At 48.4% G+C, this 26,916-nt stretch carries 28 protein-coding genes and 5 pseudogenes; 3 read left to right on the top strand and 30 right to left on the bottom strand.

Features of this window, described 5'->3' with window-relative positions; genetic code table 11:
* The 10 genes from lgt to RQN30_RS01435 form a co-directional block, all read right to left on the bottom strand.
* Nucleotides 1-942, bottom strand: coding sequence for a prolipoprotein diacylglyceryl transferase (gene lgt, locus RQN30_RS01390; RefSeq protein ID WP_353060941.1), 942 nt, complete (start codon nucleotides 940-942; stop codon nucleotides 1-3).
* 358 nt (nucleotides 943-1,300) lie between these two features.
* Nucleotides 1,301-1,426, bottom strand: a complete 126-nt coding sequence (locus RQN30_RS01395; protein WP_353060942.1) for a hypothetical protein — start codon at nucleotides 1,424-1,426, stop codon at nucleotides 1,301-1,303.
* A complete protein-coding gene (locus RQN30_RS01400; RefSeq protein ID WP_353060943.1) occupies nucleotides 1,381-1,845 on the bottom strand; it encodes a hypothetical protein in 465 nt (154 codons plus the stop codon). Before RQN30_RS01400 ends, RQN30_RS01395 begins: the two co-directional genes overlap by 46 nt.
* Before the next feature lie 327 nt (nucleotides 1,846-2,172).
* Nucleotides 2,173-3,579: a Pup--protein ligase gene (gene pafA / locus RQN30_RS01405; RefSeq protein ID WP_353060944.1), complete on the bottom strand. Its 1,407-nt coding sequence runs from the start codon at nucleotides 3,577-3,579 to the stop codon at nucleotides 2,173-2,175.
* Nucleotides 3,576-3,764 carry a ubiquitin-like protein Pup gene (locus RQN30_RS01410; protein ID WP_353060945.1) on the bottom strand — a complete coding sequence of 63 codons (189 nt, stop codon included), beginning with the start codon at nucleotides 3,762-3,764 and terminating at the stop codon, nucleotides 3,576-3,578. Before RQN30_RS01410 ends, pafA begins: the two co-directional genes overlap by 4 nt.
* A gap of 202 nt (nucleotides 3,765-3,966) precedes the next feature.
* On the bottom strand, nucleotides 3,967-5,535 hold the full coding sequence (gene dop, locus RQN30_RS01415) for a depupylase/deamidase Dop (protein WP_353060946.1): 1,569 nt from the start codon (nucleotides 5,533-5,535) through the stop codon (nucleotides 3,967-3,969).
* 132 nt (nucleotides 5,536-5,667) lie between these two features.
* The gene (locus RQN30_RS01420; RefSeq protein ID WP_353061736.1) at nucleotides 5,668-6,450 is read right to left on the bottom strand and encodes an AAA family ATPase; all 783 of its coding nucleotides are present in this window, start codon (nucleotides 6,448-6,450) and stop codon (nucleotides 5,668-5,670) included.
* Nucleotides 6,447-7,178, bottom strand: a complete 732-nt coding sequence (locus tag RQN30_RS01425) for an AAA family ATPase (protein WP_353060947.1) — start codon at nucleotides 7,176-7,178, stop codon at nucleotides 6,447-6,449. Before RQN30_RS01425 ends, RQN30_RS01420 begins: the two co-directional genes overlap by 4 nt.
* On the bottom strand, nucleotides 7,154-7,294 hold the full coding sequence (locus RQN30_RS01430) for a hypothetical protein (RefSeq protein WP_353060948.1): 141 nt from the start codon (nucleotides 7,292-7,294) through the stop codon (nucleotides 7,154-7,156). Before RQN30_RS01430 ends, RQN30_RS01425 begins: the two co-directional genes overlap by 25 nt.
* Nucleotides 7,287-8,432: a tRNA (adenine-N1)-methyltransferase gene (locus tag RQN30_RS01435; RefSeq protein ID WP_353060949.1), complete on the bottom strand. Its 1,146-nt coding sequence runs from the start codon at nucleotides 8,430-8,432 to the stop codon at nucleotides 7,287-7,289. The genes RQN30_RS01430 and RQN30_RS01435 overlap by 8 nt, the downstream gene beginning before the upstream one ends.
* A 92-nt stretch (nucleotides 8,433-8,524) precedes the next feature.
* On the opposite strand from RQN30_RS01435, the gene RQN30_RS01440 reads away from it, so the two are divergent.
* Nucleotides 8,525-9,319, top strand: a complete 795-nt coding sequence (locus tag RQN30_RS01440; protein WP_353060950.1) for a RecB family exonuclease — start codon at nucleotides 8,525-8,527, stop codon at nucleotides 9,317-9,319.
* A gap of 99 nt (nucleotides 9,320-9,418) precedes the next feature.
* On the opposite strand, the gene RQN30_RS01445 is transcribed toward RQN30_RS01440, so the two are convergent.
* Entirely contained in the window at nucleotides 9,419-10,258 is an 840-nt protein-coding gene (locus tag RQN30_RS01445; RefSeq protein WP_353060951.1) for an undecaprenyl-diphosphate phosphatase, read from the bottom strand.
* Nucleotides 10,259-10,308: 50 nt separating this feature from the next.
* Here RQN30_RS01445 and RQN30_RS01450 point away from each other — a divergent pair.
* Nucleotides 10,309-11,267: pseudogene (locus tag RQN30_RS01450) on the top strand (aldo/keto reductase).
* A gap of 176 nt (nucleotides 11,268-11,443) precedes the next feature.
* Here the strand turns inward: RQN30_RS01450 and RQN30_RS01455 are convergent.
* The 4 genes from RQN30_RS01455 to RQN30_RS01470 form a co-directional block, all read right to left on the bottom strand.
* Nucleotides 11,444-11,794, bottom strand: a complete 351-nt coding sequence (locus RQN30_RS01455; RefSeq protein ID WP_353060952.1) for a hypothetical protein — start codon at nucleotides 11,792-11,794, stop codon at nucleotides 11,444-11,446.
* A gap of 135 nt (nucleotides 11,795-11,929) precedes the next feature.
* Entirely contained in the window at nucleotides 11,930-12,616 is a 687-nt protein-coding gene (locus RQN30_RS01460) for a glutamate ligase domain-containing protein (RefSeq protein WP_353060953.1), read from the bottom strand.
* A 26-nt stretch (nucleotides 12,617-12,642) separates the two neighbouring features.
* Entirely contained in the window at nucleotides 12,643-13,029 is a 387-nt protein-coding gene (locus RQN30_RS01465) for a Mur ligase family protein (RefSeq protein WP_353060954.1), read from the bottom strand.
* 97 nt (nucleotides 13,030-13,126) lie between these two features.
* Entirely contained in the window at nucleotides 13,127-13,504 is a 378-nt protein-coding gene (locus RQN30_RS01470) for a hypothetical protein (RefSeq protein ID WP_353060955.1), read from the bottom strand.
* Between the two features lie 65 nt (nucleotides 13,505-13,569).
* Between RQN30_RS01470 and RQN30_RS01475 the strand changes: the two genes are divergently transcribed.
* The gene (locus tag RQN30_RS01475; protein ID WP_353061867.1) at nucleotides 13,570-13,794 is read left to right on the top strand and encodes a hypothetical protein; all 225 of its coding nucleotides are present in this window, start codon (nucleotides 13,570-13,572) and stop codon (nucleotides 13,792-13,794) included.
* Here RQN30_RS01475 and RQN30_RS01480 read toward each other — a convergent pair.
* From RQN30_RS01480 to RQN30_RS01550, 15 genes and pseudogenes are all read right to left on the bottom strand, one after another.
* Nucleotides 13,709-15,318 (bottom strand): annotated as a pseudogene (locus RQN30_RS01480) (ABC-F family ATP-binding cassette domain-containing protein). The gene RQN30_RS01475 and the pseudogene RQN30_RS01480 overlap by 86 nt on opposite strands.
* A gap of 226 nt (nucleotides 15,319-15,544) precedes the next feature.
* Nucleotides 15,545-15,840, bottom strand: a pseudogene (locus tag RQN30_RS01485) (metal-sulfur cluster assembly factor); the annotation flags it as partial.
* Nucleotides 15,841-15,996: 156 nt separating this feature from the next.
* Complete coding sequence (sufU, locus tag RQN30_RS01490) at nucleotides 15,997-16,488, bottom strand: Fe-S cluster assembly sulfur transfer protein SufU (RefSeq protein ID WP_353060956.1); 492 nt, start codon at nucleotides 16,486-16,488, stop codon at nucleotides 15,997-15,999.
* Between the two features lie 3 nt (nucleotides 16,489-16,491).
* On the bottom strand, nucleotides 16,492-17,775 hold the full coding sequence (locus tag RQN30_RS01495; protein WP_353060957.1) for an aminotransferase class V-fold PLP-dependent enzyme: 1,284 nt from the start codon (nucleotides 17,773-17,775) through the stop codon (nucleotides 16,492-16,494).
* A gap of 141 nt (nucleotides 17,776-17,916) precedes the next feature.
* Nucleotides 17,917-18,665: pseudogene (sufC, locus tag RQN30_RS01500) on the bottom strand (Fe-S cluster assembly ATPase SufC).
* An 88-nt stretch (nucleotides 18,666-18,753) separates the two neighbouring features.
* On the bottom strand, nucleotides 18,754-19,077 hold the full coding sequence (locus tag RQN30_RS01505; protein WP_353060958.1) for a non-heme iron oxygenase ferredoxin subunit: 324 nt from the start codon (nucleotides 19,075-19,077) through the stop codon (nucleotides 18,754-18,756).
* Entirely contained in the window at nucleotides 19,067-19,900 is an 834-nt protein-coding gene (gene sufD, locus RQN30_RS01510) for a Fe-S cluster assembly protein SufD (protein WP_353060959.1), read from the bottom strand. Before sufD ends, RQN30_RS01505 begins: the two co-directional genes overlap by 11 nt.
* Nucleotides 19,901-20,022: 122 nt before the next feature.
* Nucleotides 20,023-20,211 carry a hypothetical protein gene (locus tag RQN30_RS01515; protein WP_353060960.1) on the bottom strand — a complete coding sequence of 63 codons (189 nt, stop codon included), beginning with the start codon at nucleotides 20,209-20,211 and terminating at the stop codon, nucleotides 20,023-20,025.
* Between the two features lie 2 nt (nucleotides 20,212-20,213).
* Nucleotides 20,214-21,658: pseudogene (gene sufB, locus RQN30_RS01520) on the bottom strand (Fe-S cluster assembly protein SufB).
* A 38-nt stretch (nucleotides 21,659-21,696) separates the two neighbouring features.
* Nucleotides 21,697-22,407, bottom strand: a complete 711-nt coding sequence (locus RQN30_RS01525) for a helix-turn-helix transcriptional regulator (RefSeq protein ID WP_353060961.1) — start codon at nucleotides 22,405-22,407, stop codon at nucleotides 21,697-21,699.
* A gap of 168 nt (nucleotides 22,408-22,575) precedes the next feature.
* Nucleotides 22,576-22,965, bottom strand: a complete 390-nt coding sequence (locus tag RQN30_RS01530; RefSeq protein ID WP_353061737.1) for an NUDIX domain-containing protein — start codon at nucleotides 22,963-22,965, stop codon at nucleotides 22,576-22,578.
* Nucleotides 22,966-23,316: 351 nt separating this feature from the next.
* Nucleotides 23,317-24,906, bottom strand: coding sequence for a murein biosynthesis integral membrane protein MurJ (gene murJ, locus RQN30_RS01535; protein ID WP_353060962.1), 1,590 nt, complete (start codon nucleotides 24,904-24,906; stop codon nucleotides 23,317-23,319).
* A 55-nt stretch (nucleotides 24,907-24,961) separates the two neighbouring features.
* On the bottom strand, nucleotides 24,962-25,396 hold the full coding sequence (locus RQN30_RS01540) for a hypothetical protein (protein ID WP_353060963.1): 435 nt from the start codon (nucleotides 25,394-25,396) through the stop codon (nucleotides 24,962-24,964).
* Nucleotides 25,396-25,860 (bottom strand): hypothetical protein, encoded by a 465-nt coding sequence (locus RQN30_RS01545; RefSeq protein WP_353060964.1) that lies wholly within the window; start codon nucleotides 25,858-25,860, stop codon nucleotides 25,396-25,398. Before RQN30_RS01545 ends, RQN30_RS01540 begins: the two co-directional genes overlap by 1 nt.
* A gap of 56 nt (nucleotides 25,861-25,916) precedes the next feature.
* Nucleotides 25,917-26,915: a copper transporter gene (locus RQN30_RS01550; protein WP_353060965.1), complete on the bottom strand. Its 999-nt coding sequence runs from the start codon at nucleotides 26,913-26,915 to the stop codon at nucleotides 25,917-25,919.
* Between the last annotated feature and the right edge of the window lies 1 nt (nucleotide 26,916).

Consider the following 26,916-nt stretch of genomic DNA (forward strand, 5'->3'; position numbering starts at 1 on the left):
TTAACCTATCGAGTAACGTTTCTCAGCCTCAGCCAATGCTGCCGCTGTTTTTTCTGCAGAAACTTCCGTATTTTCCTCAATTGGCTGAATATATATTCCCGCCAATTCCGGATTCAGCGCAACGCGCTTCGCATAAACCGCATATACCACTGCAGCCGCCGCAAACACGATTATTGAAGTCCACACGTTTAAGCGTAATCCGGCAATAATCTGGGCATCATCAATCCGCAGTGCTTCAATCCAGACCCGCCCAAGTGTGTAATACATGATATAAACCAGCATTAACCGGCCGCCGTCGAGCTTAAATCTGCGCTGCAGGAAAACCAAAATCACCGCTCCGGCAAAACACCAAAGCGCCTCATAGAGGAAAGTCGGATGGAAAGTAGTACCTGCCGGATAACCGCCAACAATATTCTCCGGAGAAATTTCAAGCGCCCACGGCAGATTCGTCGGCATCCCATACAGCTCTTGATTGAAGTAGTTTCCAAAACGGCCAATCCCCTGTGCAACAAGAAGTGCAGGTGCAACAGCATCGGCAAACGCACCGACACGCAAATTCCGTTTATGCAGTACGATAGCGGCCGCAGCTGCACCGAAAGCAATACCGCCCCAAATTCCAAGTCCGCCTTCCCAAATCCGCAGAATTTTGCTCAAATCTCCATTTTCACCAAAATAAGGATCCGGCGAAGTCACCACATGATAAATCCGTGCACCAATAATGCCAATCAAAACTGCCCAAGTACCAGCATCAATCGTAATTTCCGCCGGCCCGCCTGCACGCCGATAACGCCGATCAGTCCACCAGAGCGCCGCAATAATTCCAAGGAGAATTGCAAGCGCATAAAAACGAATCTGCAGCGGTCCGAGATGAACCGAATTCACCGCTGGCGACGGAATTGAAATCGGTAAAATCATGTTCACCGAATTAAAACTAATAGACATATTTCTGCCTTAAATCTGCCCTAAATTGATTTTCTTTCCATTCCAGATTTTATATTCCAGACTTCATTCCATACTTTACACATGCCGGATACCGCGGCGTCAGCACTAATCACCAATTGAGAGTAACATATCCTCTCGTTTTCCGATTCATTCATGCTGAACTTTAATTCACTGCTCCCGGATTCGAATCGCCGCTCTCAGCTTCGAAAGTTCCGTTCGAAAATATTCGCTGTATTTTTCTGCGCTTCTGCGCTTTTCTGTATCTTGGCCGTTTAGCTGTTCGCCTATTTTGCTTACTCGTTACTTTTTACCCGGTTATATTATGTATATTATTCGTCAGTCATTCCGGCTTCTTAACTCATTCTGCAATTTTTGCAAGTAAGTCCACTACTGCCAGCAAATCTTTATCTCCATGTGCCGAACTGGCAGGAATCCCAATCAGCACACGCGAACCAATCCGCTGATCAACAATTCCCTGCCGCATCCCGGAAAAAATTTCTTTCGTATTGATAATAGCCGGCTTTTTTCGAGATATGTGTTTTCGACGATATTACCGTCATAATCTATCAAAAGATAGTTCGCATAAACTGAATTCCCGTCGGCAATTTGATCGCCCTTTCCGGAAATCAAATTGTGAGTTTTTACAATCGCCGGCGGCTCACCGCGAGTTACGATTTGCGGCAAAAGTTCCGAACTGTTATTTACAATCGGATTTCCGGGCCAACCGCGCGGCTGAATATGCACTCCGGCAATCTTTGTTGGAAGCAAATCTACAACTACAATTTCAGCAGTATTCTGCTCCGGAGATGTTTTCAGATAGGCAGTTCGCGAACCAATCTTTTGCCCAATGATTGCGGGCGCTAAATCACCCAAATCTTTCTCCGCAGCAGTAAGCGCAACCACCTGTGAAAGATTATTATCCTCCAGGACTCTCCCGGAGAATAGTTAAAAGAAGAAGCGCGGTACAAAACCTGGCTGCCGGCCGCAATCTTCGGACCAAAACCGGAAATAAGTACCTGCACCCCATCTTTCTTCGGCAACGTACCCTGCACATTGAGTGTGACCGGCGCCCCTAAGGCGCCGAAAGTTTCTATTGAAAAGTGCTGACGTTCAGTTCGGAAATTTCCGAATAGCCCAAAGATAATACTCAGAAAAAACCGAGAAAAAGCGCCGCGGTGATAACAGTGAAATACTGTTTGCGGCTGCCGTATTTCAAATTTTTTGCACTATTCACATTCCCTCCATTTCCGCAATCAGTGAAAGCACTTCCGCGTTCTCGGCAGCAAAAGGATCTTTCAAAGTCACACTCTGTGTACTTTCACTATTTATCAGTTTCAGATTCTGCCAGTCAGCAAAATAATCTTTCCGCGCATCCATCGCAGCAGCAATAAAATCGCCGCGTATTTTCGCTCGTGTCGTTTGCGGCGGAATTGCCTGCGCGACCTGAATCAATTTCGGGTCGAGAAAACGTTTCAATATCCCGTTTGTTTCAAGCGACGGACGTAAACCTCCGGCAGTTATATCGTGCCACGCTAAATCAATCCGAGCCAGCCGTAAATCATCCCAACCGCAGCTGAGACGCTCTCGATATTTTTCGAGCAGCTGATATTTTGCAATCCACTCGATTTCTGTTTCGATTATTTTGTACGTTTCAGTTTCAAGCGCCCGCAATGCACGTTCCCAAAGTTCAAAAGCATAACGACGGGTTTCGTCAAGTTGGGCGAACCAGCCTTCCGCAGCATATACTTCACAAACTTTCTCATAATATGCCTGCTGAATTTGCAGCGACGAAATTTTTCCGCCCGCACTCAGCTCAATATTGGCTTTCCCTTTCAAATCACGCGCTGTTTGGCGAATTGCACTAATTGGGTATGCGAGTGTGAAATCCGGAAAACGGGCGCCGCTTTCCAGCACATTCAGCACTGCTTCGGTCATTGTGATTTTCAGTGCAGCAGTTGCTTCGCACATATTGCTATCACCAACAATCACATGCATCCGACGGTAGAGTTCAGCATCGCCATGCGGTTCATCGCGGGTATTTACCATCGGACGCGAACGGGTGGAAGAATTCGAAACCGCGTCGAAAGTATGTGCGGCACGCTGTGAGATTTCAAAACGCGCCGCGCGAATCTGCTCCCGGCCTGGAAATAAATATCCGGCTCCAACCAGAATTTGCCGGGTAACAAAGAACGGAATCAGTGATTCTGCCCGTGCCCGATAATCACGGCGGCGGCGAAGCAAATAGTTCTCGTGACATCCGAACGAGTTACCGGCATAATCGTGGTTCTTTTTAAAAAGATGAATTTCTCCTGGAATTCCCTTTTCGGCAAGCTGCTGGTTTGTGTGTGCTGCCATCTGTGCAAATATCTCATCTCCGGCGCGGTCATTGACCAGCAGATCAGAAAGAGCGTCACATTCTGCGGTAGCGTATTCAGGGTGCGCCCCCACGTCAAGATAGAGCCGTGCCCCATTGGGAAGAAACGCATTAGTAGAACGATGCGTTTTAACTATCGGTTCGAACAGAAATTGTGCCGCGTCTTCCGCATCAAGCGGCGGAATCTTCCCCTGCGTAGAAGCACAGGTGATTCCGTATTCCGTCTCAATTCCAAAAATCCGTTTCGGCAGCGGCGTGCTCACTGTCCGCCCTTCTGCACGAACCCTTGGACAAATGACTGCGCATTCGTTTCGAGCAAAGAGTCAATATCTGCAAGTAGGCCTGCAACATTAAAAGTCTGCTTTTGGTTCTGTGCTTGCGGGAGTTCTTGAGTTTGCGGCTGCTCTTGCAGCGGTCGCTGCGGTTGTTTGAAAATCTGATCAGCCATAACAGTCTGTCTTCTCCTTTTGTTTTTCATTACTTGAAATAACGCATCGTGTTTAATTTATCTAAAACCAATGTGTATCTAAATCTACTATCTTTCATTTTCGTAATCTGCCTGGCAGGTGTACCGGGAAATTTCTCGCTGTGAATCCGGCAAATACGAGTGCAGAAATTCTGCAGCTGTTTTACTTTTTCCAGCAGCGCACTTACTTGTGCTTTTGTTCCCGCAAACGGATCGCGCAGCGGCAGCCGCAGCAGATTTTTGCTTCAGATAAGTCAAATACCACGCTGGTCCAAGCGGCACTTGCAATCTCATCCCCGAACTTTTGAATCAGCTTTCCCCGCAGATAGGCACGTGTAGATTCAGGCGGATTCGTAACCGCCCACTGCACTGTATTATCGTCAAAAAGTGTCTCAACTTGCCCAAGTGAGATCAGCTTTTGCGCAAGCGAACGCTCTGGACGCAAATCGTGCCATTGTAAATCGAAAGCCCGCAAATGCGCATCATCCCAAGCGAAATTTCCGCGTTCACGCAGAGTTTCCAACGTCAAATATTTTGCCGCCCATTCAACTTTCCGCGCAGCTCGTGATAAATCTGAGCGGAGTGCATCGAGCACTTCCTGCCAGACCGTTAAAATTTCCTGGGTGTCAAAATCTGGTTCGCCGCGGCAATTAATTGCTTCACGGACAACATCAAGGTAAACCTGCTGAATATCAATCGCTGTCAGCACTGAACCGTCGTGCATATCCAAACCTTTACGCAGCGAAACATCATGGGAGACTTCCCAAGTTGCAGCGACGGCATCATATAAAAGCAGCGAATCGAGTTCGAGCGGAATTTCTGCCGATTCAAGCAGCCAAAGTACCAGTGAAGTAGTGCCGACTTTGAGCAGGTTCGAGTAATCAAACTGGTTCGCATCACCGCCAATCACATGCAGCCGCCGATATTTATGTGCGAATGTGTGCGGTTCATCGCGAGTATTGATAATCGGACGGTTAAAGGTAGTTTCAATCCCGACTGTGTTTTCGACATAGTCTGCCCGCTGTGAAATTTGAAATCCGGGATATTGTGACTGCTGCCCAAGCCCAACCCGTCCAGCGCCGCAAAGAATTGGGCGGGTAACAAAAAACGGAGTGAGATAGCGAACTATATCTGTGAAATCGACCCGCCGTGAAAGCAAATAATTTTCGTGGGTACCGTATGCCGCTCCTTTCCCGTCTGTATTGTTCTTGTAGATTGCGTAATTCTGCCCTTTTTGTGCAAGAAGTTCCATTGCTTCGCGGGCAATAAAATCGCCGGCACGATCCCAAAGTACCGCTTCGCGCGGATTCGCAGCTTCCGGAGCAGAATACTCCGGATGTGCATGATCTACATAAAGCCGCGCGCCATTTGTTAATACTGTATTGGTAGTGGCAGTATTTTGCAGCTCGGCGGCAGCTGAACGGCGGATTGCGACCAGATTTGGAATCCCGTGAATGTTGGGATTGGCAGGAATCTTGACGGAATCTCCAGAAGGCGCCGGAATATTAGGATTATCGGTCAGCTGCGACGGATGTGCAGCGTGACGTTCGATTCGGTAGCCGCGCGCATCATTTAACGGATCTTCACCCGCATAATCCCAGCGGATTTTCCGATTTGTGAAAGCCGCACTTCCTGCTTGCGCATAGGCAGTAACGAAATCAGATGATAAATCCAGCGGACTGGTTTTGGGATTATCTATATCAAGAATTCCCCATTCAGTCTCTAACCCGATAATACGGGATTTAATATCCATATTTCTTGAATCCCTTTACTTCAGCTATTCCCAGCAATACCTGCGCCAATATTTTCAGCTTCCTGAGGTTTCCGCATTCTCATTGCAGCAGGCGTGTTCCGACATTACATATCTGCGTTTCGGAAGCACAATTTAAACATGCGCAATCCGCTCTACTGAAACAATTCTTCCTGAGCTCAGCCGGCCATTCACCCGCGCCCACTCATCCGGATTCGAAATCTGTGCAATATCTTCATTTTGTGAAATTTCTTCAGCAATCGCCGCATTCATCTGTTTACTTGTAATACCGGACGCACCGTTTTTCAAGAAATCTTTAATCGCAAACTTTTTTGCCCGATCCACGATTGCGGCAATCATTGCGCCGGAAACTAAATCTGCCGCATAGAGCGTTTCCTGATACCCATTTTCGTACCGCAAATTCAAAAACCGATTCTCCTCGCTGCGGGCAAACAGCTGTTCAACCGCATTTTCCGCAATCCGGGAAACTGCTGCTTCGCGTGTGCCTCCGCCAATCTCTGCAGCATGAATCGGCAAATCCGGAGTGAGATATTTGCGCATAATATCGAGTGCGTCCGCTTTATTCGGGCGCTCAATCCGAATCTTCACATCAAGTCTTCCTGCCCGTAAAATTGCCGGGTCAATCATATCTTCGCGGTTTGAAGCCCCGATTACGATTACATTATTTAATGCTTCCACGCCGTCAATTTCAGCAAGCAGCTGCGGAACTACTGTGGTTTCCACATCGGAAGACACACCGGAGCCGCGAGTACGGAAAAGTGCTTCCATTTCGTCAAAGAAAATTACGACGGGAATTCCCAAAGCTGCACGGTCGCGTGCACGTGCGAATATTTCCCGAATCTGCCGTTCGGTCTCGCCAACATATTTGTCAAGCAGCTGCGGACCTTTAATATTCAGAAAGTATGCACGCTGGCGGGAAGCCGCTGCCGATTCTTTCCCTGTGCCGGCGGGGCTGCTTTCATTTCGCTTATTTTTCTGCGAATTTGCGCTAAAGCTTTTTGCGCGAGCGAAGTCGCAATTGCTTTCGCAATCAGTGTTTTTCCGCAGCCGGGAGGTCCGTAAAGAAGCACTCCCTTTGGCGGACGCAATCCGTATTCACGATAAAGTTCCGGCTGTTCAAACGGAAGTTCCACAGTATCTTTAATCTGTTCAATTTGTGTTTGCAAACCGCCGATATCACTGTATGAAACATCCGGTACCTGTTCAAGCAGCAAATGTTCGATATCCGGACGTTCAAGAAGCTCGTATCCGAAACCATTTGCAGCATCAACCAGAAGTAAATCTCCCACACGCACATTCTGGTCACGCAGCCGCCCGGCAAGGCGAATTACCCGTTCATCATCAGGATGCAGCGCAGCCAGCACCCGATCTTTTCCTAGTAAAAGCTTTACCGCTGCGGTTTGTCCAACACGTTCATAGGCGCCCGCCCCCACCACTACAAGCTGTTCATTCAGCAATAGTTCCTGACCGGGCTTGAGATTTCCAATCGGCACAAGTTCCGAAACATTGAGTGACATTTTTCGCCCGCCAACCATCGCTACTACGGTGCGTTTGAGTTGATTTGCGGAAATGAAAATACCGAAAGATCCAGGCGGGCGCGTCAGCAAATCAAGCTGGGTTCCCATCTCTTGAATTTTTTCTGCGCTTCCTGCAAGCCTTTTGCAAGTTTTGCATTTTTCGCTTCGAGCTGCAGCACTAAACTTTGTATCTCGAATGTGTCTCCCTGATTAGTTTCAGGCATCAGTATCTCCTTCAGCCGCTCCGGAAAGATTAGCAGCTTTTGCTTCGCGGATTTCTTTACGTGCGCGATAACGCGCTTCATCCCGCGCCGCTAATTCGGCTGTAATCTGTGCTTGGATTCGCGCACTAACCTCCCCCTTGCCAGACTCCCCAGTTGCTTCAATGTCTGCGCGCTGCGCCACATCACGGCGGACTTTGCGAAGTTTCTTTGCCGCAATCGGACGTTCAGCCAGCTCTGATTTTTCCCAGTCCAAGGCTTCGCTATGTGCAAGCGGAGCCGGTCGGCGTTTGGGAACAAGCGGTTCGCATCCGCGGGCAATCCTGCGCGCTGTAACCAGGAATCCGGTATGCGCAACCATTCGATGATCTGGACGTACCGCAAGCCCGTCCAAATGCCATGTCCGGAGCATCGTCTCGTTTGCTTCCGGTTCGGTAAAACACAGCGAATCGCGCAGTTCTTCAACAAAACGCGACATTTGAGTGGTGGTGGCAACATACGCCAAAATCACACCGCCGTCGGCAAGCGCATGGGCAGCAGCGGAAATATTTTCCCAAGGCGCAAGCATATCAAGTATTATCCGGTCAGCACTTTGCTCCGATAAATCAAATAAAACTGACTGAAGTTCACCAAGTTTTATCTCCCACGGCGGTAGTTGCGGCCCATACCACGATTCCACATTTCCTTGCGCAATCTCTGCAAATTCCGGCCGCCGCTCCACCGAAATAAGGTGTCCGTTCATGCCGACGGCAGCGAGCAGCGAAATTGCCAAAGCACCTGAACCAAGTCCGGCTTCCACAACACGCGCACCGGGGAAAACATCTGCCTGGTGGATAATTTGCCCGGCATCTTTCGGGTAAACTACTGTGGCTCCGCGCGGCATTGAAAGCACATAATCACTGATCAGCGGACGCATTGCCTGCAGACGATGTCCGTTTTCCGCTTCAAAAACGTAACCTTCCGGCTTGCCGATTAAAACATCGTGCCGAAAGTTTCCGCGCTGTGACTGGAAAAATCCGCCGCGACGCAAAGTTGTAGTGTACTTGCGTCCTTTCGTGTCGGTTAGTTGTACACGTTCTCCGGCACGAAACGGTCCGCGCCGCCGATCTGCGCCGAGTGGGTGTGGATAAGCTTCATTCATACGTTTATTCTATCGGTCACCTCGCATTTCAATAAGGCAGCAAGGTACGGTAGGAGCATGAACACATATCATGCTGCACTTTCCCTTCACGTGTGAACGATTTCCGCCAGTGCCCGTTAAAGTTTCGTTTTCGGGTAATCGATAAAATTGCGGAACCGCCCTCCGCGGCTGCTTTACGCGGCACGCTTGTACATTCCGTGCTGGAGCATTTATTTGATCTTCCTTATTATGAACGAACCGAAGCTAATGCGCAGGCTGCCCTCAGTACCCGCTGGGAAGAGCTTGCCGCAAAAGACCAGCAGCTGCCGTCGATATTTGCCGCGGAAGCCGATTTTCAGGAATGGTTCGAAAGTGCCCGCCCACTGCTGACCGCATATTTCAAAATGGAAAATCCGAAACGGCTTCAGCCAAAGGGACGCGAACAATTTGTGAACGCGGTTCTTCCGTCAGGTCTTGCAATACGCGGAGTCATTGACCGTCTCGACGCAGCCCCAAATGGCGATTTACGAATCGTAGATTATAAAACAGGCAAGTCTCCCCGCCCGGAGTATGCCAATCAGGCTCATTTTCAGATGAAGTTTTATGCGGCAGCGATATATTACGAACAGGGAATCCTTCCCAAACGCACCCAGCTTGTTTATCTTGGGAATCAACGTATTCTCACATTCGACCCAACCGAACAAGATGTGGACACCGTCACTTTTGAACTTGATTCTGCCTGGAACCAAATTCATGAACGTCTGATTTCCGCAAACTTTGAACCGCGAACCGGTCCGCTTTGCAATTGGTGTCATTTTCAAAATATTTGTCCGGCTTTTGCGGGAATTGCACCTGAGATGGATGCCGACGGAGCAGAACAGCTGCTCACAGCGAAACGCAGCAAATAAACTTTCGATGCGGCTTCTTGCCGTATGCTCCGCAGCAGATTTGATTTGCATCACGAATAATATCCAAAAGGATTGGCGCGAAAGCACAGCTGCATCTTATTACACCTCAAGTACGCCGCCTGCAACCATTGACACTACCGCAATCGCGAGAATCATCCGATAAATCACAAAAGGCAAAAAAGACTTCGTCTCAATCAATTTCAAAAACCACACAATCACCGCATATCCAACAATGAAAGCCGTGACTGTCGCTGCAAGCAATGGCACAGAGCCAACTTGCGGACCAGTTCCATCGTCAGAAAGCAGCCGATAGAATCCGGAACCAAGTACCGCTGGAATCGCGAGCAAAAAGCTCACACGGGCAGCAGCACTTCGCGTGTATCCAAGCAATAATCCGAAAGTGATTGTGCCGCCGGAGCGTGACACTCCGGGAATTAATGCAAGCGATTGCGCAAGTCCAAGCAGTAAGCCGTCGCGCATACTCATCTGCGTAAGATGAATTTTCCGTTTCCCGTAATGATCAGCAAATCCAAGAAAGATTGCAAAAACAGCGAGCATCGCTGCAATCACATAAAGATTTCGAAAAACAGAATCAATTGCGTCTTCAAGCAGCAAACCGAGAATCACGATTGGGAAAGTGCCGACGATTACAATCCAGCCCATACGCACATCCGGATCAGAAACCGGAACTTGTTTTTTCCATGGTCCGATTGGAAGTGACTGAAACCATTTTTTAATAATTTGAACAATCTGTTTCCAAAAGAAAATAACGACGGCAGCTTCCGTACCGATTTGGGTTACTGCGGTGAAAGTCGCGCCTGGATCGCCAAGATGCGGAAAAAGCCCGCCGACGATACGCAAATGTGCCGAAGAAGAAATCGGTAAAAATTCGGTTAAACCTTGAACCAGTCCTAAAATAATTGCTTCAAAAATATTCACGAGGCAAGCCTAGCTCCAAAGTAGGGAAAAGTTGCGTTAGGCTCTATAGTGTGAAACATCATTTTTTAGGTAACAGCGGTTTGCGTATCGGTGAAATTGGAATCGGTACACTCACTTGGGGGCGCGATACAGATATTGAAGATGCCGGCGCAATTCTTAATTCTTTGCTGGATGCAGGCGGAAATTTAATTGATCTTTCGCCAATATACGGAGAAGGTAACGCTCCGAGCACACTTGGTGAGCTGCTGCGAAAAAATTACAGCCGAAACGAATTCGTAATTTGCGCACATGCCGGATGGCTTTTTGACGGTGAGCGTTATATTTCCGATTCTGGACGGTCATCAATTATTACGACGGTTGAACGGCAGCTGACCGCACTGGACACTGACTATATTGATTTACTGATGATTGACGAAATTCCGCTTGCGCAAGGAGATTCGCTAATTCCGCTCAGTGAAACACTTGCCGCAGTGAATTATCTCGCCGCGCAAGGGAAGATTCGATACTATGCGTTTTCCGGATATCAAGTGTGGAAAGCTGCAATTGCTTGGCAGTTGATGCGTGATACTCATCAGACACTGCCAATTGCTTTCGGAGAGCCGTATTCGCTTTTAAATCATGATATCGAGCAGACGCATTCAGCTTTTTGCGGATACAGCGGACTCGGGATAATCGGATTTGCGCCGCTCGCCGGCGGAGTACTCACCGGAAAGTATCGGAATACAATTCCGCCAACCTCACGTGCAGCGACTTCGCACTTGGCGCATACTGTAGAAGATTATCTCGAAGATCGTCCGCGGCAGATTACCCAAGCAGTTGTAAAGCTGCCGACGGACTCGGCCGCACTCCCGCAGATGTTGCGTTGGCGTGGCTTTTAGCCCGGCCGAATGTTGCGGCTTTAGTATGCGGACCGCGGACAGCGAACCAGGCAGAACAGCTTTTCAAACTTGATTTCAGCCCGCTTCCGGCACAAGTCCAAGATGTACTCAGCGAAGTATCAGCAAACTAAACAGATTCGGAACTGCGGGGTGTACCAAACAGGTTCGCATCTTGCAATACCGCAATCTGAAAACAGCTAAACAGCACACTGACTCATGATTGATTATATTTCTCATGAATCAGCGTGCTGATTTTCGAAAACTCTTTCGCTGAATAAACTGTATTACCGTATCAATCATCACCGTATCATTCGTCTGCAGATTCGTATTCTGCTGCTGTAAACTCGTCGTATTCATCGTCAAGATAGTCGAACTCGTCGTCAGTATCGTCCGCGTCGTCTATCTCGTCGATGTCATCAAATTCGTCATCGTCAAAATCATCGTCGTCATAATCATCTTCAGTGAAAGTGTCAAAAGGCGCTTCGACCCCATATTCGGTAAAAATTGCATCATCGTAGACGGTGTATGCGTCGGACAATTGTTCAATTGCACGGAGAACTGCCGGAGCTTCCGAATCCTGGAATTGGATAACTGCGCTGTGGAACTCTTCGAATGCGTTCTGGAGCCGAGTGAATGTGCTGTTGATATCTGTAGCCATACCATTAGCCTAGCTCACACTGGCAGCAGATTCCAAGGCTTAAACCCTGCTAATTTTTACTCGGCAATTCCTGCCCGAATAATCGGCTGAAAACTGCGCCGAATCAAGGAAATTACTTTTTCTTTTTCATCTTTTTCACACAGCTGTTTCTGTGTCGTACCGCGCAATCAGCTTTTTCACAACTTCGTAATCCCCAATATAGGGAAGATATCCTCCGTTTAATTTCAGAAAAGCTTCTCGGCCTTTACCTGCTGCAAAGAACACGTATTCAACAGTGCTGCCGCTTTGCAAATCTGAAACAGCTTTTTCAAACGCAGCGTTAATTCCGCTCTCGCGGTCAGCAAAAATAGTACACGGAATGTTATCTGGAATATATTGTGCAATCTCACGTGAAATTTCCGCCGGATCTTCGGTATCGGTATCTTCCGGAACCACATATATTTCATCAGAGAATCTGGCAGCAACTTCCGGTAAATCACGGCGGCGGTTGTATGCTTTGTTTCCTGGAGCCCCAAACAAAGTAACTATTTTTGCGCCGCGGTAAAGCTTGCGCAGCGCTTCCAGCGCCTTTTCAAAACTCAGCATATTATGCGCATAGTCAACAAAGAAATGAATCTTTTCATCCGCTGTAGAAATAAGCTCAGAACGCCCCGGAACACGCACATCACGTAATCCGAGAGCAATCTGTTCCGGAGCAAAACCAGCAAGCAGACCGCATGCAATTGCTGCTGCCGCATTTTCGATATTAAACAATCCGGGCATTGCAATCGTATATTCGAATCCATTTACCTTGAAATGCGAACCTGCAGCATCATCAGACACATCGGTAACTATAAAATCGGCGGAATCTACTCCGGAAAATGAAATTGCGTGTGCCCGAATTTTTCACTCTCCGATTTTGCAATCACTTCAGACACATGCTCCATTGCAGCAGAATAAATAAAATCTTTTGTCTGCTCAATAATTCGCAATTTTGCGTTGAAATAGTCTGCAAAATCCGGATGTTCCTGCGGGCTGATATGGTCGTATCCAATATTTGTAAAGCTGCAGGTATCAAATTCAATTCCAGCAACACGGCCGTATTTCAATGCTTGCGAAGAAACCTCCACCACACAATGTGTTAACCCATTTTCAACACACCGTGCAAGATTGCGGATTAGTTCTACCGATTCATCAGTGGTTAAATGTGCTTCCCGCCTTTGAACACCGTCGAAAATTTCAATTCCCGAAAGCATCCCGCACGGCTCTCCCCGGCAGATACTAAGGCCGCATCAAATACTGCCTTAATCATGTACACCGTAGTAGATTTACCCTTAGTCGCTGTTACACCGATTAAATGCAGCTTTTGATCTGGGTAATCAAAAAATGCCGTGCCGCAACTGCCATCGCCTTGCGGATATCACTCACAATCAAGCCCGGAATTTCCACGTCATATGGCTTCTCAGCAAGATATCCAACTGCACCTGATTCAATTGCAGCATGCAAATACGCTTCTTTAAATCCCGCCCCTTTGCAGATGAATAAAGTGCCTTGCTGCACTTTCCGGGAATCAAAAGTGATATCAGTGATTTTTTGCGATTCTGCAAAACCGGTAAACACCTGATTGCTGCCGCTGCCGCCTTGCGGAACAAGCAGCTGCGCGCTGCTTAGTACCCGCTGGAATTCCGCAAAATTATGCTGCTGAGAAACTGACAAACCGGCTTGTACCATCTGCTGACCTTAAACACTTACAATCTGAAAACTTGCACTCTTGAAAGTTATTCATTGATTTTACAATGGATAAAATTTACTCTACGACGCGCAGTGCCTGTTCGACAACACTCGATATCTGTTCGACGGCAGTGCAGCCGGACTGCGCTGCCGAAATTCCGGCGAACCCCGCACCGCAAACCGCAGAAAATACGCAAAACGCGGCTAGGCGATTGCCAGCAACTCGAGATAATCGTCGCTCCACAAATCTTCATCACCGTCGGGAAGAATCAAAACACGGTCAGGGTTAAGCGCCCGAACTGCCCCCGCATCGTGTGTTACCAGAATTACCGCCCCGTGTAAGCGCCAAGCGCACGCAAAATTTCGCCGCGCGAAGCCGGATCCAGATTATTTGTCGGCTCATCAAGCAACAGCACATTTGCCTGCGACACTACGAGCATTGCAAGCGCAAGACGGGTCTTCTCACCCCGGAGAGTACAGCTGCAGACTTATCCGCATCCGCACCGGAAAAAGAAAAGAACCAAGCACGGAACGCATTTGTGTCTCGTCAAGATTATCAGCCGCCGTCTGCATATTCTCATACACAGTTTTTGCAGTGTCAATAGTTTCATGCTCCTGCGCATAATATCCAAGACGCAAACCATTTCCGGCAATCACAGAACCGAAATCTGCCTGTTCAATACCGGCAATAATCCGCAGCAGCGTCGTCTTACCAGAACCGTTTTCACCAAGCACCACAATCCGGGAATTACGATCAACAGCCAAATCTAAACCAGTAAAAATCTCAAGCGAACCGTAAGATTTTACCAGGCTCCGCAGTTCAAGCGGAGTTTTTCCGCAATGCGCCGGCTGCGGAAAACGAAAAGCTGCAACTTTTTCATCTTTTCGTTCTGCTTCAACACCCGCCAAAAGCTCATTCGCACGCGCCTCCATATTTTGCGCAGCCACAGCTTTCGTCGCCTTATAACGCAGCTTATTTGCCTGCGCAAGAAGCTGCTCCGCTTTCTTCTGCGCATTTTGCCGTTCACGCCGACGGCGTTTTTCATCGCTCTCGCGCTGCCGCAAATATGCGTTCCAGCCCATCGCATACTGATCGATTACGCTTCGGTTCGCATCTAAATACCAAATTTGGTTTACCGTTTCATCAAGTAAATCAACCGAGTGTGAAATTAGAATCACACCCCCGCTATAAGCTTTAATCCAGTCACGCAGCCAAATCACCGAATCATGGTCTAAATGATTTGTTGGTTCATCAAGCAGGAGAATATCCGCATTCGAAAAAGCACCCGCGCCAGCTCTACACGGCGGCGCTGCCCGCCGGAAAGTGTTCCAAGCTCCTGGGCAAGCACCCGCGGCGGCAAACCTAACGCTGCCGTAATCTTCGCAGCTTCCGCCTGAGCCGCCCAACCGCCGGCGGCACGAAACTCAGCGTCAAGCCGAACATACCGTTCCATTGCTTTCGCTTGCTTCGCACCGTCGAGATTACTCATCTCCCATTCAGCTTTCTGAATCCGCCGCAGATTTTCCGCAATTCCGCGTACGGATAGAATCCGGTCTTGCGCTAACTGATGTAAATCTCCGATCCGCGGATCTTGTGCTAAATATCCAATCATACCGCGCCGCGAAATTGTTCCGGAATGGTCAATTACTTCCGACTGCACCGCTTGCCCGGAAAGCAGCTTGAGCAGGGTCGTCTTCCCGGCACCATTCCTTCCGACAAGGCCAATCTTCTGTCCCTTATCTACATGCAAATTCGCTTCTTTCATCAAGATGCGCACGCCAATCTGCATGGTCAAGTTTGAAACGTTAATCACAGCTAAATGTTATTTCCTTACGTTGAAAAAATTGGTGAATCTGCGTTTTACTTTGCAGCTAAACCCGCAGGATTCGCTGTTTTACCCGCATTGCTGCCGCAAATATCTTGCTGCAGCCTGTATCCTAAAGCCCAGGATACGAAGCAAAACAAAAAACACGACGGCTATCTGCAGCCGCTGCCAGCTCTTTTCCAGCCGTCGTGATAAATAAAACCAGTTTCAAAGTTTAAACATTGAAACCGAGTGCGCGCAATTGTTCCCGCCCTTCAGCAGTGATTTTTTCCGGCCCCCACGGCGGAAGCCAAACCCAGTTAATCCGAAAATCGTTCACCAGATTCGCCACAGCCATCCGTGACTGTTCCTCAATCATATCGGTGAGCGGGCAGGCAGCAGAAGTGAGAGTCATATCCGCAATTGCCGAATCCCCTCAAGAGTGACCCCGTAAACTAAGCCTAAATCAACAATATTGACTCCAAGTTCCGGATCAATGACATCGCGCAATGCTTCTTCAATATCAGCGACAGTTATTGGATTATCCAAGTTTTCACCCATTTCAAAATTCGTTTTATTCGTCTCTTAATTGTTGCAAAATATTCGGTATTCACTCCAGCGCAAAGGAACTAACTTGCATATTATGCCTGATTTCTGCAGTTTTCCGCTGTTCCGGTTATTTTCATTTCAACAGTGATCTTTCACTTTCTGCGAACCGCTGCCGCTGCCGGTTTCCAGAGCTTCATCGGCGGCTTCACGCAGTGCCATCCAACCAAGCAAAGCACATTTGATTCTTGCCGGAAACTTCGAAACCCCATGGAAAGCTGCAGCGTCCTGCAGCAAATCAGCAGCTTCATCGTCAATCTCCTGCCCGCGCCCATCCATCATTTTCCGAAAAGCTTCATAAAGCTCACTAAACTGCTGATAGGAAGCTCCTTGCAGCAAATCCGTCATAATCGAAATTGAAGCTTGCGAGATTGAACATCCGCTGCCTTCCCAACCAATCTGTTCAAAATGCGAACCATCCGCGCTCAGTTTTACTTGAATCTTTACCTGATCTCCGCAAGTCGGATTCACTTGAAAAGATTCGCCTTGTGAAATTTCCAGTAAACCTTCACCATGCCGTTCACGCGAAGCATCCAAGATTATCTGCTGATAAAGCTGCTCTAAATCATTCATTTCTCAATCCTCCAAACCGAAAAAGGCCCGCACTTTTCCCAAAGCTGCAATAAATACATCAATGTCTGCCTTTGTATTATAAGGCGCAATCGAAACCCGGCTCGAAGCCCGCACCCCGAAATGCTGATGAATCGGCTGCGCACAATGATGCCCGACACGTGCTGCCACTCCGAAAGAATCAAGAATCTGCCCAACATCATGCGGATGCACATCCGGTACTTCGAATGCGGCAACTCCGATTCTGCCGGTATTAGTGCGCGGTCCGAGAATCTGAATCTGCGGCACCGTTTGCAGTTTTGTAAGCAAATACGCAGTAAGATCCGCCTCATATTTTTCAATCTGATCCATCCCATACTGCTGCAGATAATCAACTGCCGCTGCAAAACCAACAATCTGCGGAACAGGCTGCGTACCCGCCTCAAATTTCATCGGAGAACGGGCGTAAGTTGTTTTCTCCATCTGCACAAGCTCAATCATCGATCCGCCGTATTGAAACGGCGGAAGCGTCTCAAGCAGTTCGCTGCGCCCATAGAGCGCTCCGATTCCAGCCGGACCAAACATTTTATGCGCAGAAAATGCGGCAAAATCCACATCAAGATCAGCAAAATTAACTGGAATATGCGGCAGTGACTGGCAGGCATCAAGTACCGCCAATGCACCATGAGAATGTGCAATCGCAACAAGTTCACGCACTGGCGCCACCGCTCCGGTCACATTCGAAATATGTGCAAAAGCCACAATCTTCGTTGAATGATCAATTACGGCAGCAGTATTCAAATCAAGCGTGCCGTCGGGATGAAGATCAATCCACCGCAGCTGGGCGCCTGTACGCAAACAAAGTTCCTGCCATGGAAGCAGATTCGCATGATGCTCTGCACGAGTAACAACAATCGAATCATTTGGTCCCAGATTGAAATCAAACGCATTTTTCCGCCCGCGGCGCCCCAGCGTGTAATTACCGATTGCGTAGGCAAGCAAATTCAATGATTCAGTGGTACTTCGAGTCCAGATGATTTCATCTGGCAGCACACCTACAAAACCGGCGATTTTTTCCCGCGCATTCTCGTATGCGTCAGTTGCTTCTGCCGCAAGCCGGTGCGAACCCCGATTCACCGCACCATTTCGCTGTAATTCCTGTGCTACAACCGCATTTACGACGGCACTCGGAAGCTGTGCCGTCGCACCCGAATCAAGATAGACGAGCGGAACCCCGGCGGCGATTTCCCGCCCGAGAATCGGAAAATCTGCACGCGGAAAAAGTGATTGTGTACTTGATTCAACAGCCATATTGTTCATCTACTTCGTCAGATTCAGGAATCTGCAATTATCCAGATACCGATAAAAATTAAATACTGCTTCTGCATTCGATAATCGAACTATGCAGGAATTTCCCGCATTCGGAAAACCAGACGGAATATGTCTGGTTTCTCAGTTCTCGTATGCTGCGTATCCCTCTTCTTCCAGTTTGTCAGCAAGTTCGCGCCCGCCGGATTCAGCCACACGGCCATCTACAAATACGTGCACAAAATCAGGTTGAATGTATTTCAAAATCCGAGTGTAGTGCGTGATTAGCAGAATCCCGGACCCTTCCTTTTCATGTACCCGGTTTACCCCTCGGAAACGAGACGGAGCGCATCAACATCAAGTCCGGAATCTGTTTCGTCAAGCACTGCAAACTTCGGTTTCAGCAACTCCATTTGTAAGATTTCGAGACGCTTCTTTTCGCCGCCGGAAAAACCGAAATTCACATCACGCTGCGCAAAATCATCGCCGACTTTCAGATTCGCCATGGCTTCTTTCATCTCTTTCAGCCATTCGCGCAGCTTTGGAGCTTCCCCGCTGATTGCCGTCTTTGCAGAGCGCAAAAAGTTCGAAACAGACACTCCCGGAACTTCTACCGGATACTGCATTGCAAGGAAAAGTCCGGCGCGAGCCCGCTCATCAGCCGACATTTCTACAAGATTCTCACCGTCAAGAAGCACTTCTCCCTCGGTAATCGTGTACTTTGGATGACCGGCAATCGAATAAGCAAGCGTGGATTTTCCTGAACCATTCGGCCCCATGATTGCATGAATTTCGCCGTCGTTAATCTTCAAATCAACGCCGCGCAGAATTGGCTTGTCTCCCTCTGGAGTTTCCACGGAAACGTGAAGGTTCTTAATTTCGAGATTTGACACGTTATCTTCTTTTCTCTTGATATTTATTGGACTTTGAAAACTATTTATATTTATGAATGCATTTCGCGAATCAGCTGCGGCTGCTGCCCTACACTTCGACGTAAACGCGGCCTGCAATCAATTTTACTGGGTATGTGCGAATCGGAACAGAAGCTGGCGGACTGAGCGGATTCCCTGAAGAAAGATCAAATATTGCGCCGTGGCGCGGACATTCAATACATTCATCTTCTACAAATCCTTCTGAAAGCTGTACCCGCCCGTGTGAGCAGCGGTCAGTTACGGCATACCAGTTGCCGCTTTCGGTATGTACAAGCGCAATTTTCAGCTCTGCACCAAGATCATCGCGCACAATAAATCCTGCTGCTTCTCCAGCCGCAACATCAGTTACCGCACAAACATCTTCAGCTTTCACTGATATTCCCCATCGTCATCGAAAGCTCGTTCTCGATTGCGGCCATTAGCTTTTCCTGTACCGACGGCACACCAATCTGCGTAATAAGTTCAGCAAAGAAACCTCGGACTACAAGCCGGCGGGCTTCCTGCTCCGGGATACCGCGAGATTTAAGGTAGAAGAGCTGTTCATCATCAAATCGGCCAGTTGCTGAGGCATGACCGGCACCTTCAATCTCACCAGTTTCAATTTCCAGATTTGGAACCGAATCGGCTTTCGCACCTTCAGTTAATACAAGGTTCCGATTCAGTTCATATGAGTCAGTTCCCTCGGCTTCCGGTTTAATGAGTACATCGCCGACCCATACTGAATGTGCATCCGCTCCCTGCAAAGCACCCTTGTAGGTAACATTTGAACGGCAATGCGGATGATTATGCTCCACTAACAGCCGATGTTCGAGGTGCTGCTTTGCGTCTACGAAATATGCACCAAGCAGGTTCACATCTGCGCCGGGAGCAGTGAAATCAACATTTGTTGTCACACGTACAATATCCCCGCCAAGGCTGACCACGATATGTTTAAAAGCGGCATCTTTCCCGACTCGGATCCGGTTTGAAAGTGTGTGTGCGGATTTATCGTCCCAATCCTGGACTGTTACCAGGGTCAGGTGCGCGCCGTCGCCGACAATAACTTCAATCCCTTCAGCGAAACGTGCCGAACCGGAATGTTCAATAACGACGGTACCTTCCGAAAAGTCTTTTGCGTCAATTACGAGATGGCATGGAGAAATCTCGGTATCGGCAGTACCGTGAATCTTTACAACGGCTTCTGACTCAAGCTTCACATTTTTTTCGAGAGTGAAAACATGTGCCGTTTCAAAGCTTTCCCAAGCAAGCGCACTTACCCGATCATCCGGAGGAAGAACTTTGCCAAGCCGTGAATCGTCACGGGAAACTTCTTCATGCTTTATTTCTCCCGCAGCTTCGATGGTGTAAAACTTTCCGGCAGCAGACTGCGCAAAAAATCTGTAATTCGTTCAAGCGGGGTAAAACGCCACTCTTCTTCATTTCCTTGCGGTACAGCAAAGTCTGCCAAATGAAATGAAACCAGCCGATCCGAGCGGGAAGTTACTTTCTTTCCTAAAAGTTCACTCATTTTTATCCTACGGATCCTTCCATTTGCAATTCAATCAGGCGATTTAACTCAAGCGCATATTCCATCGGCAGCTCGCGGGCAATCGGTTCAACGAAACCGCGCACAATCATTGCCATTGCCTCTGTTTCTTCCATTCCGCGGCTCATCAGATAAAAAAGCTGATCTTCGGAAACTTTCGTCACAGTAGCCTCGTGCCCCATTTCCACATCGTCGACGCGCACATCAACATACGGATAGGTGTCGGTGCGCGAAATCGTATCGACCAAAAGCGCATCGCAGAGCACATTTGATTTCGAGTGGTGCGCATTTTCATTCACTTGCACTAAGCCGCGATAAGATGATCTTCCGCCGCCGCGCGAAACCGACTTTGACACAATTGACGATGAAGTGCGCGGAGCCATATGCACCATCTTCGCACCGGTATCTTGATGCTGACCTTTTCCGGCAAACGCGATTGACAGCGCTTCACCGCGGGCGTGTTCGCCGGTAAGATAGCAAGCCGGATATTTCATATTCAGTTTCGAACCGATATTTCCGTCAATCCATTCCATCACGCCGCCTTCTTCAACGATTGCGCGCTGCGTAACCAGGTTCAGCACATTATTTGACCAGTTTTGAATCGTTGTGTAGCGCACACGGGCACCTTTTTCACAAAAATTTCAACGACGGCGGCATGAAGCGAATCAGACTTATAAATCGGAGCCGTACAGCCTTCAACGTAATGAACATAAGAATCTTCATCAGCAATAATCAGCGTGCGTTCAAATTGGCCGAGATTCTCAGTATTCATCCGGAAATATGCCTGCAATGGGATTTCTACATGCACACCTTTGGGAACATAAATAAATGATCCGCCTGACCAGACGGCCGTATTCAAAGAAGCGAACTTGTTGTCTCCTGCTGGTACCGCTTTACAAAAATACTCTTTGAAAAGTTCCGGATGTTCACGTAATCCGGTGTCGGTATCGAGAAAGATAACTCCTTGACGTTCCAGATCCTCCCGAATCTGGTGATAAACCACTTCCGATTCATACTGGGCCGCTACACCCGCAACGAGACGGGCTTTTTCCGCTTCCGGGATGCCGAGCCGATCGTATGTTTCCTTAATATCCTGCGGCAGGTCTTCCCACGAATCAGCGATTTTTTCAGTAGATTTCACATAGTATTTGATTGAATCGAAATCGACATTTGAAAGATCTGCACCCCACATCGGCATTGGGCGGCGTTCAAAAAGTTTCAGCGATTTCAATCTCAGTTTCAGCATCCACTCTGGTTCGCTTTTCATTGCTGAAATATTGCGAACAACTTCTTCATTCAACCCCCGTTGAGCTATCTCACCGGCGGTATCAGAATCATGCCAGCCATATGCATAATTTTCATGACCGATTAGTGCAATCGTCTCTTCCTGGGTCAAAGTTTCCTTTGCACCCGGTGCGGTTTGCGTCATTAGTTACTTGTTTCCTTTCAGCGTTACAAACGTATCGCTTATTTTCCTGAGCCTGATTGTGCTCTCCGATTCGTCATATTTGCAAGACGGGAGCTTGGCTTAACAATCGGAATGTTGGTTGTACAGACGTGCCCGCCGTTCGCCAGTGTTGAAAGACGCTGTATCGGCACGCCAAGAAGTTTTGCGAAAGCGCGTGTTTCCGCTTCGCATAATTCCGGGAAAGCTCCGGCGACATCTTGTACCGGGCAGTGTCCTTGACAAAGTTGTAAGGAAATTGCGTGTGCTCCGCCGCGGCGGAGCGTCGTCATGAATCCATCCCGATCAAGAGCTTGCGCCAAGGCTGCAATTCGATCAGTCGGGTTGGATCCGGCACCGTCCACAATGCCTTTATAGCGTGTTTCTAGCGCAGCTGTACGCCGTTTTGCAAATTCTTCGACACCGCTGTTACCAAGATTTTCCCGTACAAATGAAAGCGCATGCGTTGCAATGTCGGCATATGCTTCACTGAGTTGTGAATGTCCTTGATTTGTCGCTACATAGCGGCGGGAGGGACGCCCGCGCTTGAGCGGGGCACGCGGCGTTGCTTCATAAGGCTGAATATATTCATCCTCAATCAGTGTTGAAATGTGGCGGCGCACCGCAGCGGGTGTTAACACCAGAATTCGTGCAAGCTCACCGGATGTGATTGGTCCGCGTTCGACAATCAGCCTCAGGATTTGCTCACATGTGCCTAAATCGTTACGATCCATGAAGCCTCCTTAGCTTGCAAAAACTTTGAATCATTAAACAACATTCTTGTTGCAAAAATCGATTTTTGCAAGTTCAATCAACCAAATTTAGTTGCAAGTAGGTGGTTTCACATTGGAATGAACACAAATAACGAATATTTCAGATCATGCTGTTTAAACCGCCAGGAACTACTGCAGTTTTGCAATCCATTCCTGAGAATTAGCAGAAACAGCCAAAATTCCCGCAACAACTACTGAACTGCATAAACTTCCGCGGAAAATCGCGGAGCAAACTTCTGCAAGATCCCACCACTGCGCCGCTAATTCAGCTTCTTCTGCTTCTCTTTGAAAGTCGATTGCTTCTGCTGATTCTCGCGGATTAAGCGCCGCATATAATTGCACCTTCTCGTCCGAACATCCGGGAGACGGAAAATAAGAAACAAGCGGCTCCCAAACTTCAGCCTCCAGACCCGTTTCCTCAAGCAGTTCACGCTGCGCGGCGCTAACCGGTGTTTCCCCTGCAATATCACGCAAGCCAGCCGGAATTTCCCAAAAATATTTCGCGTAGGATGCCGGTATTGGCGGATCAGCAAAACCTGCAGCTTTCCCTGCACTAACCGCAGCGGAACAATAGCGACGGCATTATCATGCACAATGTACTGCCGCCATGCAATATCTCCGTTTTGGAAACGCACTTGATCATTTTTCACCTGAAAAATTGCGCCGCTGTATTCAGTTTTTGTTTCCAACAACACTACATGCGCCGCAGTTTCCTGATCTTTTAATTCATATTCCATTTCGGTACCTTATATGTACGGTTTCGTTTTCCAGCCTGATTTAGCTATTTTGTATTTTACTGGTTCAAAAAATGATTTCGAAAAACGACGGTCCTCCTTCCAGAACAGCACTGAAAACAGATTTTGATTTTCCTTAATCACGCGGGCTATTCTTCAGCAATTGCAGCTCCTTGCGATTTGTAAAAACAAACACCAATGCTGCCCCAAATAAAATCAGGATACTGCCGGCAAGCGCTGCTGCGAATGCAGCCAAGACCGTCGCATTCAAAGAAGCAATAATTACTTCCACAAGCTGTAACGCCATCCAGGTGAGCGGAGCAAAGATAAGCGCCGCCGCAAAAATTAATTTTCCAATACCGGTTAAAGATTTTCTTCCTAATACCTGCACAATCGAATAAAGCGAAAGCAGTGCGCCAATACTCAAACCAAGCGTCAGCGAAAAACCAATTGCCCGCAAAGCTGATTCACGTCCGCTGATTCCGCTGCCAAGCCAGATTAACAGTGAAATACATCCGCTTCCCCACGCGATACTATTTTGGATTACAACCTTTTTCCCGTATCCAAGCGCATAAAGTACCCGAGCTACATGGTATAAAAGCGAGAATCCAACCAAACCGCCAGCCATCATTTGCATTGCAAAATCAAGATTTTGAATATCACGGCCCACCTCAAGCACAATCTTTGCCGGATGCGCAAGCGCAATCAGCAAACTCGCTGCAGCTGCTCCCATCAGAAACACAATTTTCGTAGACTGACACACTAATCTAACTGTTTGCTCCCGATTATTTAACTCCACCGCAGCTGAAATTTTCGGGAATACAGCCGTCGCCACCGGCACCGCAAGCACCCCATACGGCACCATAAACACCGTATACGCATAACTAAACGTAGTGTATGCACCAATACCGCCCGTTAAATTCGCAACAATCATAATCACAACAATTGTGATTTGCTGGGCCAAAAGCGCCGCCAAACCAGCTCCAGCAAGAGCAGCTGCGCGTCTGCCCGTTCCCTGCGGAAAACGCAAAGTGAACTTGAATCTAATATTCTTCCGTAATGGAATCATCTGCGGAAGCGAGAATATCACGACCCCCAATGTAGTGCCGGCGCCAAGCAGCAGCACTCCCGGCATACTTAATTGGTCTGCCGGAACCTGATGGCCGATATTTTTCGCATAAAAAGAAAATACGCTGATTACCGCAAGTGAAGAAAGAAACGGAGAAAGAGCCGGCAGCACGAATCGTCCGTGTGCCTGCAATACACCAGTGAATACTACAGACAATCCGTAGAGCGGTATCTGCAGTGCAAAAAGCTGAAGTAAAACTGCGGCGAGTGCAATCACTGCAGAATCTGTTTCCGCTCCGAAAAGAAAGACGGTGATTGGGTGAGCAGCAACAGCAACAATTCCCGCTGCCGGCACACCGATCACCAAAATCCAAGAAATCAACGCCGAAACAGTCTGGTTCAGCTCTGCACGCTGTTTATTTGCCGCATAGCCGGCAATCAGCGGAATCACTGCTCCGGCAAGCGCTCCGCCGGCAGTTACTTCAAAAAGCACATTCGGCACAGTATTCGCCGTATCATACGCACTTGCAACACTGCCGTCAGACATCGCCCAAGACTGGGCGAGCTTCCGCAATAATCCGGCAAGGCGCGAAAACACTGTCAAAACAGCAATTACTCCAGCAGCTCCAGCAAGATTTTTTGCAACATTTCGAGGCATTTAACGGTCAATTCTTCGTTTAATACTGTTTAATGTGATTTTCCGGTGATTTATCTTAATTTGCAGCACGGCCAAGTTGGTCAAATTCCCGAAGAACAGGTGTGTTTTCAATAATCTGCGAAAAAGAAATTTTCTCTGACAGCGCAGTAAGCCCAACCAATACCGCGGCAGCACCAAGCTTTGCGGTCTTTGAAACATTGCATGCATCTGCAATCAGCACGCCAATTGCTCCGCCAAGAGCATTAGCCCCCAGATCTCCAAGCATTGTTTCACCCTTGAGATCTTTCGGCAATCCGGCCGCACTTACTGCAATCAGTCCCAGACTCAATTCCGGCGCATGATTCGCATTACCCGCATTACTTCTGCCCAATAACATTGCCGGAAGGACAAAAATAACTCCGGCTTTTAATGCCCGCCCCGGCCGGAGATCTAAAAGATTCAGCAAATTTGCACTTCCGGCAATAATCACAGTATCAATTCCAGTGTGCATTAGTGTTTGCAGCATTTGTTCAAATTTACTTTGCGGAAGCGCGGCAATTTTTTTCCGTCGGTTTCCAAAATTAGCGAACTCACTGCTGCGCCAGCTCCGATAAGCACAATCTTCAGCATTCCTGAAGTTAAGTTCCCTTTCCGGAGTGCACCGATATGCCCGTGAAAACCTTTTCCGACAGAGGAAAACGCCGCTTCAAAATGGTCATCAATCCATCCGGCAACACCGCCAGCTAAACCCGCACAGAAACTTGCGCTGCCAAGTCGCGATTTTGCAAAAACTGCACTGGCCGCCAGCACCCCAGCAGCCGTCTCCAAACCGCCAAGCAAAGACACCGCAGTCCCATCACGGTGCTTCCGCTCCCATTTTTGGGCGTCGAGAAAATTTTTTGCCAAACGCGCAAGCGCTATTCCGGTACCGGCGCCAGCGACACTAAGTATTTTTTCCGCATTTGTTTCTCCCAACCTTATCCGGTATCTGCACTGCCAATAGACACCGGCAAAGTTAAAATCGATTCGCTTTAAGCTGCCGGTGCCGGAGCAGACTCCGCCGGTGCCGGAGCGGGGACTGCAACAACTATTCGTGATCCGACAACTGCGTCAACCCCGTCGGCAAAACCGTATGCAACCTTTTTCTCGTTCAGTTCAGCCGCAATTGCCAGCACCGTATTGGTTGCGCCAAGCGGTCCGCCCAGTGAATCTACTGTGGAAACAGCAATACCGGAAGTCCGAGCAAGTGTTACCAAATCATTTTGCGAGTTTGCATATCCGGAAAGCACCACGGGACTTTTTGCACTAACCGTTCCCACAAGCGCTCCGTAAGTTTTCGCATCATAATCTGCCTGCGCCACTTTATCCGGATCTTGGGTAGTGTCCTTTTTCGGCGTCAAATCCGGTGTATCCGGACTGAGGAAAACCACTGCCGTACTTGCTTCATTCCCGCCTTCCCGCACTTTCAGCATCACCGTATCAGCAGCCGTCATCAGCTCACCGAGAGTTTTATTTGCTTCCGTGCTCAAACCGCCGCGCACCAGCTGGTTTAAAGCGAGCGCCATAATCGTATTTGTATCACTCACATCTTTCGCATCAGGCACATACGCTTTTATCTGTTCCGCAAAAGAGGAACGATATGCGGTACTCTGCGAATCAGTCCAGTCTTTTTGAATTTCAAATACACCGTTAATCTTTGCTCCGGAGAGTGCAAGCTGGTGCTGGAATTTTTCAATATCGCCAGCAGAGGTATCTGCAAAAGTAATCAATGCTACCGACTGCTCATTTAAAGTCCCGGCAAGGAGCGACGGAGCAAGCTGTTCAAATGCTGCCGTATACTGCTTTTGCTCATTATTCAGCTGTTCATTAACCTGTTTTAACTCGCCGTTAGCTTCACGAAGCGAATCCACTTCTCCGGAAAGCGTATCGCCAATCGAGTTCTGCAGCGGTCCGGCGCCGAGAATAATACCGACGGCTAACGCAAGAAACACTGCAACCAGAGACACAATATGGTACCGAAAATCAACCATC

Origin of the sequence: Arcanobacterium hippocoleae (genome assembly GCF_040360365.1) — a bacterium.
Taxonomy (GTDB): Bacteria; Actinomycetota; Actinomycetes; order Actinomycetales; family Actinomycetaceae; genus Arcanobacterium_A; species Arcanobacterium_A hippocoleae_A.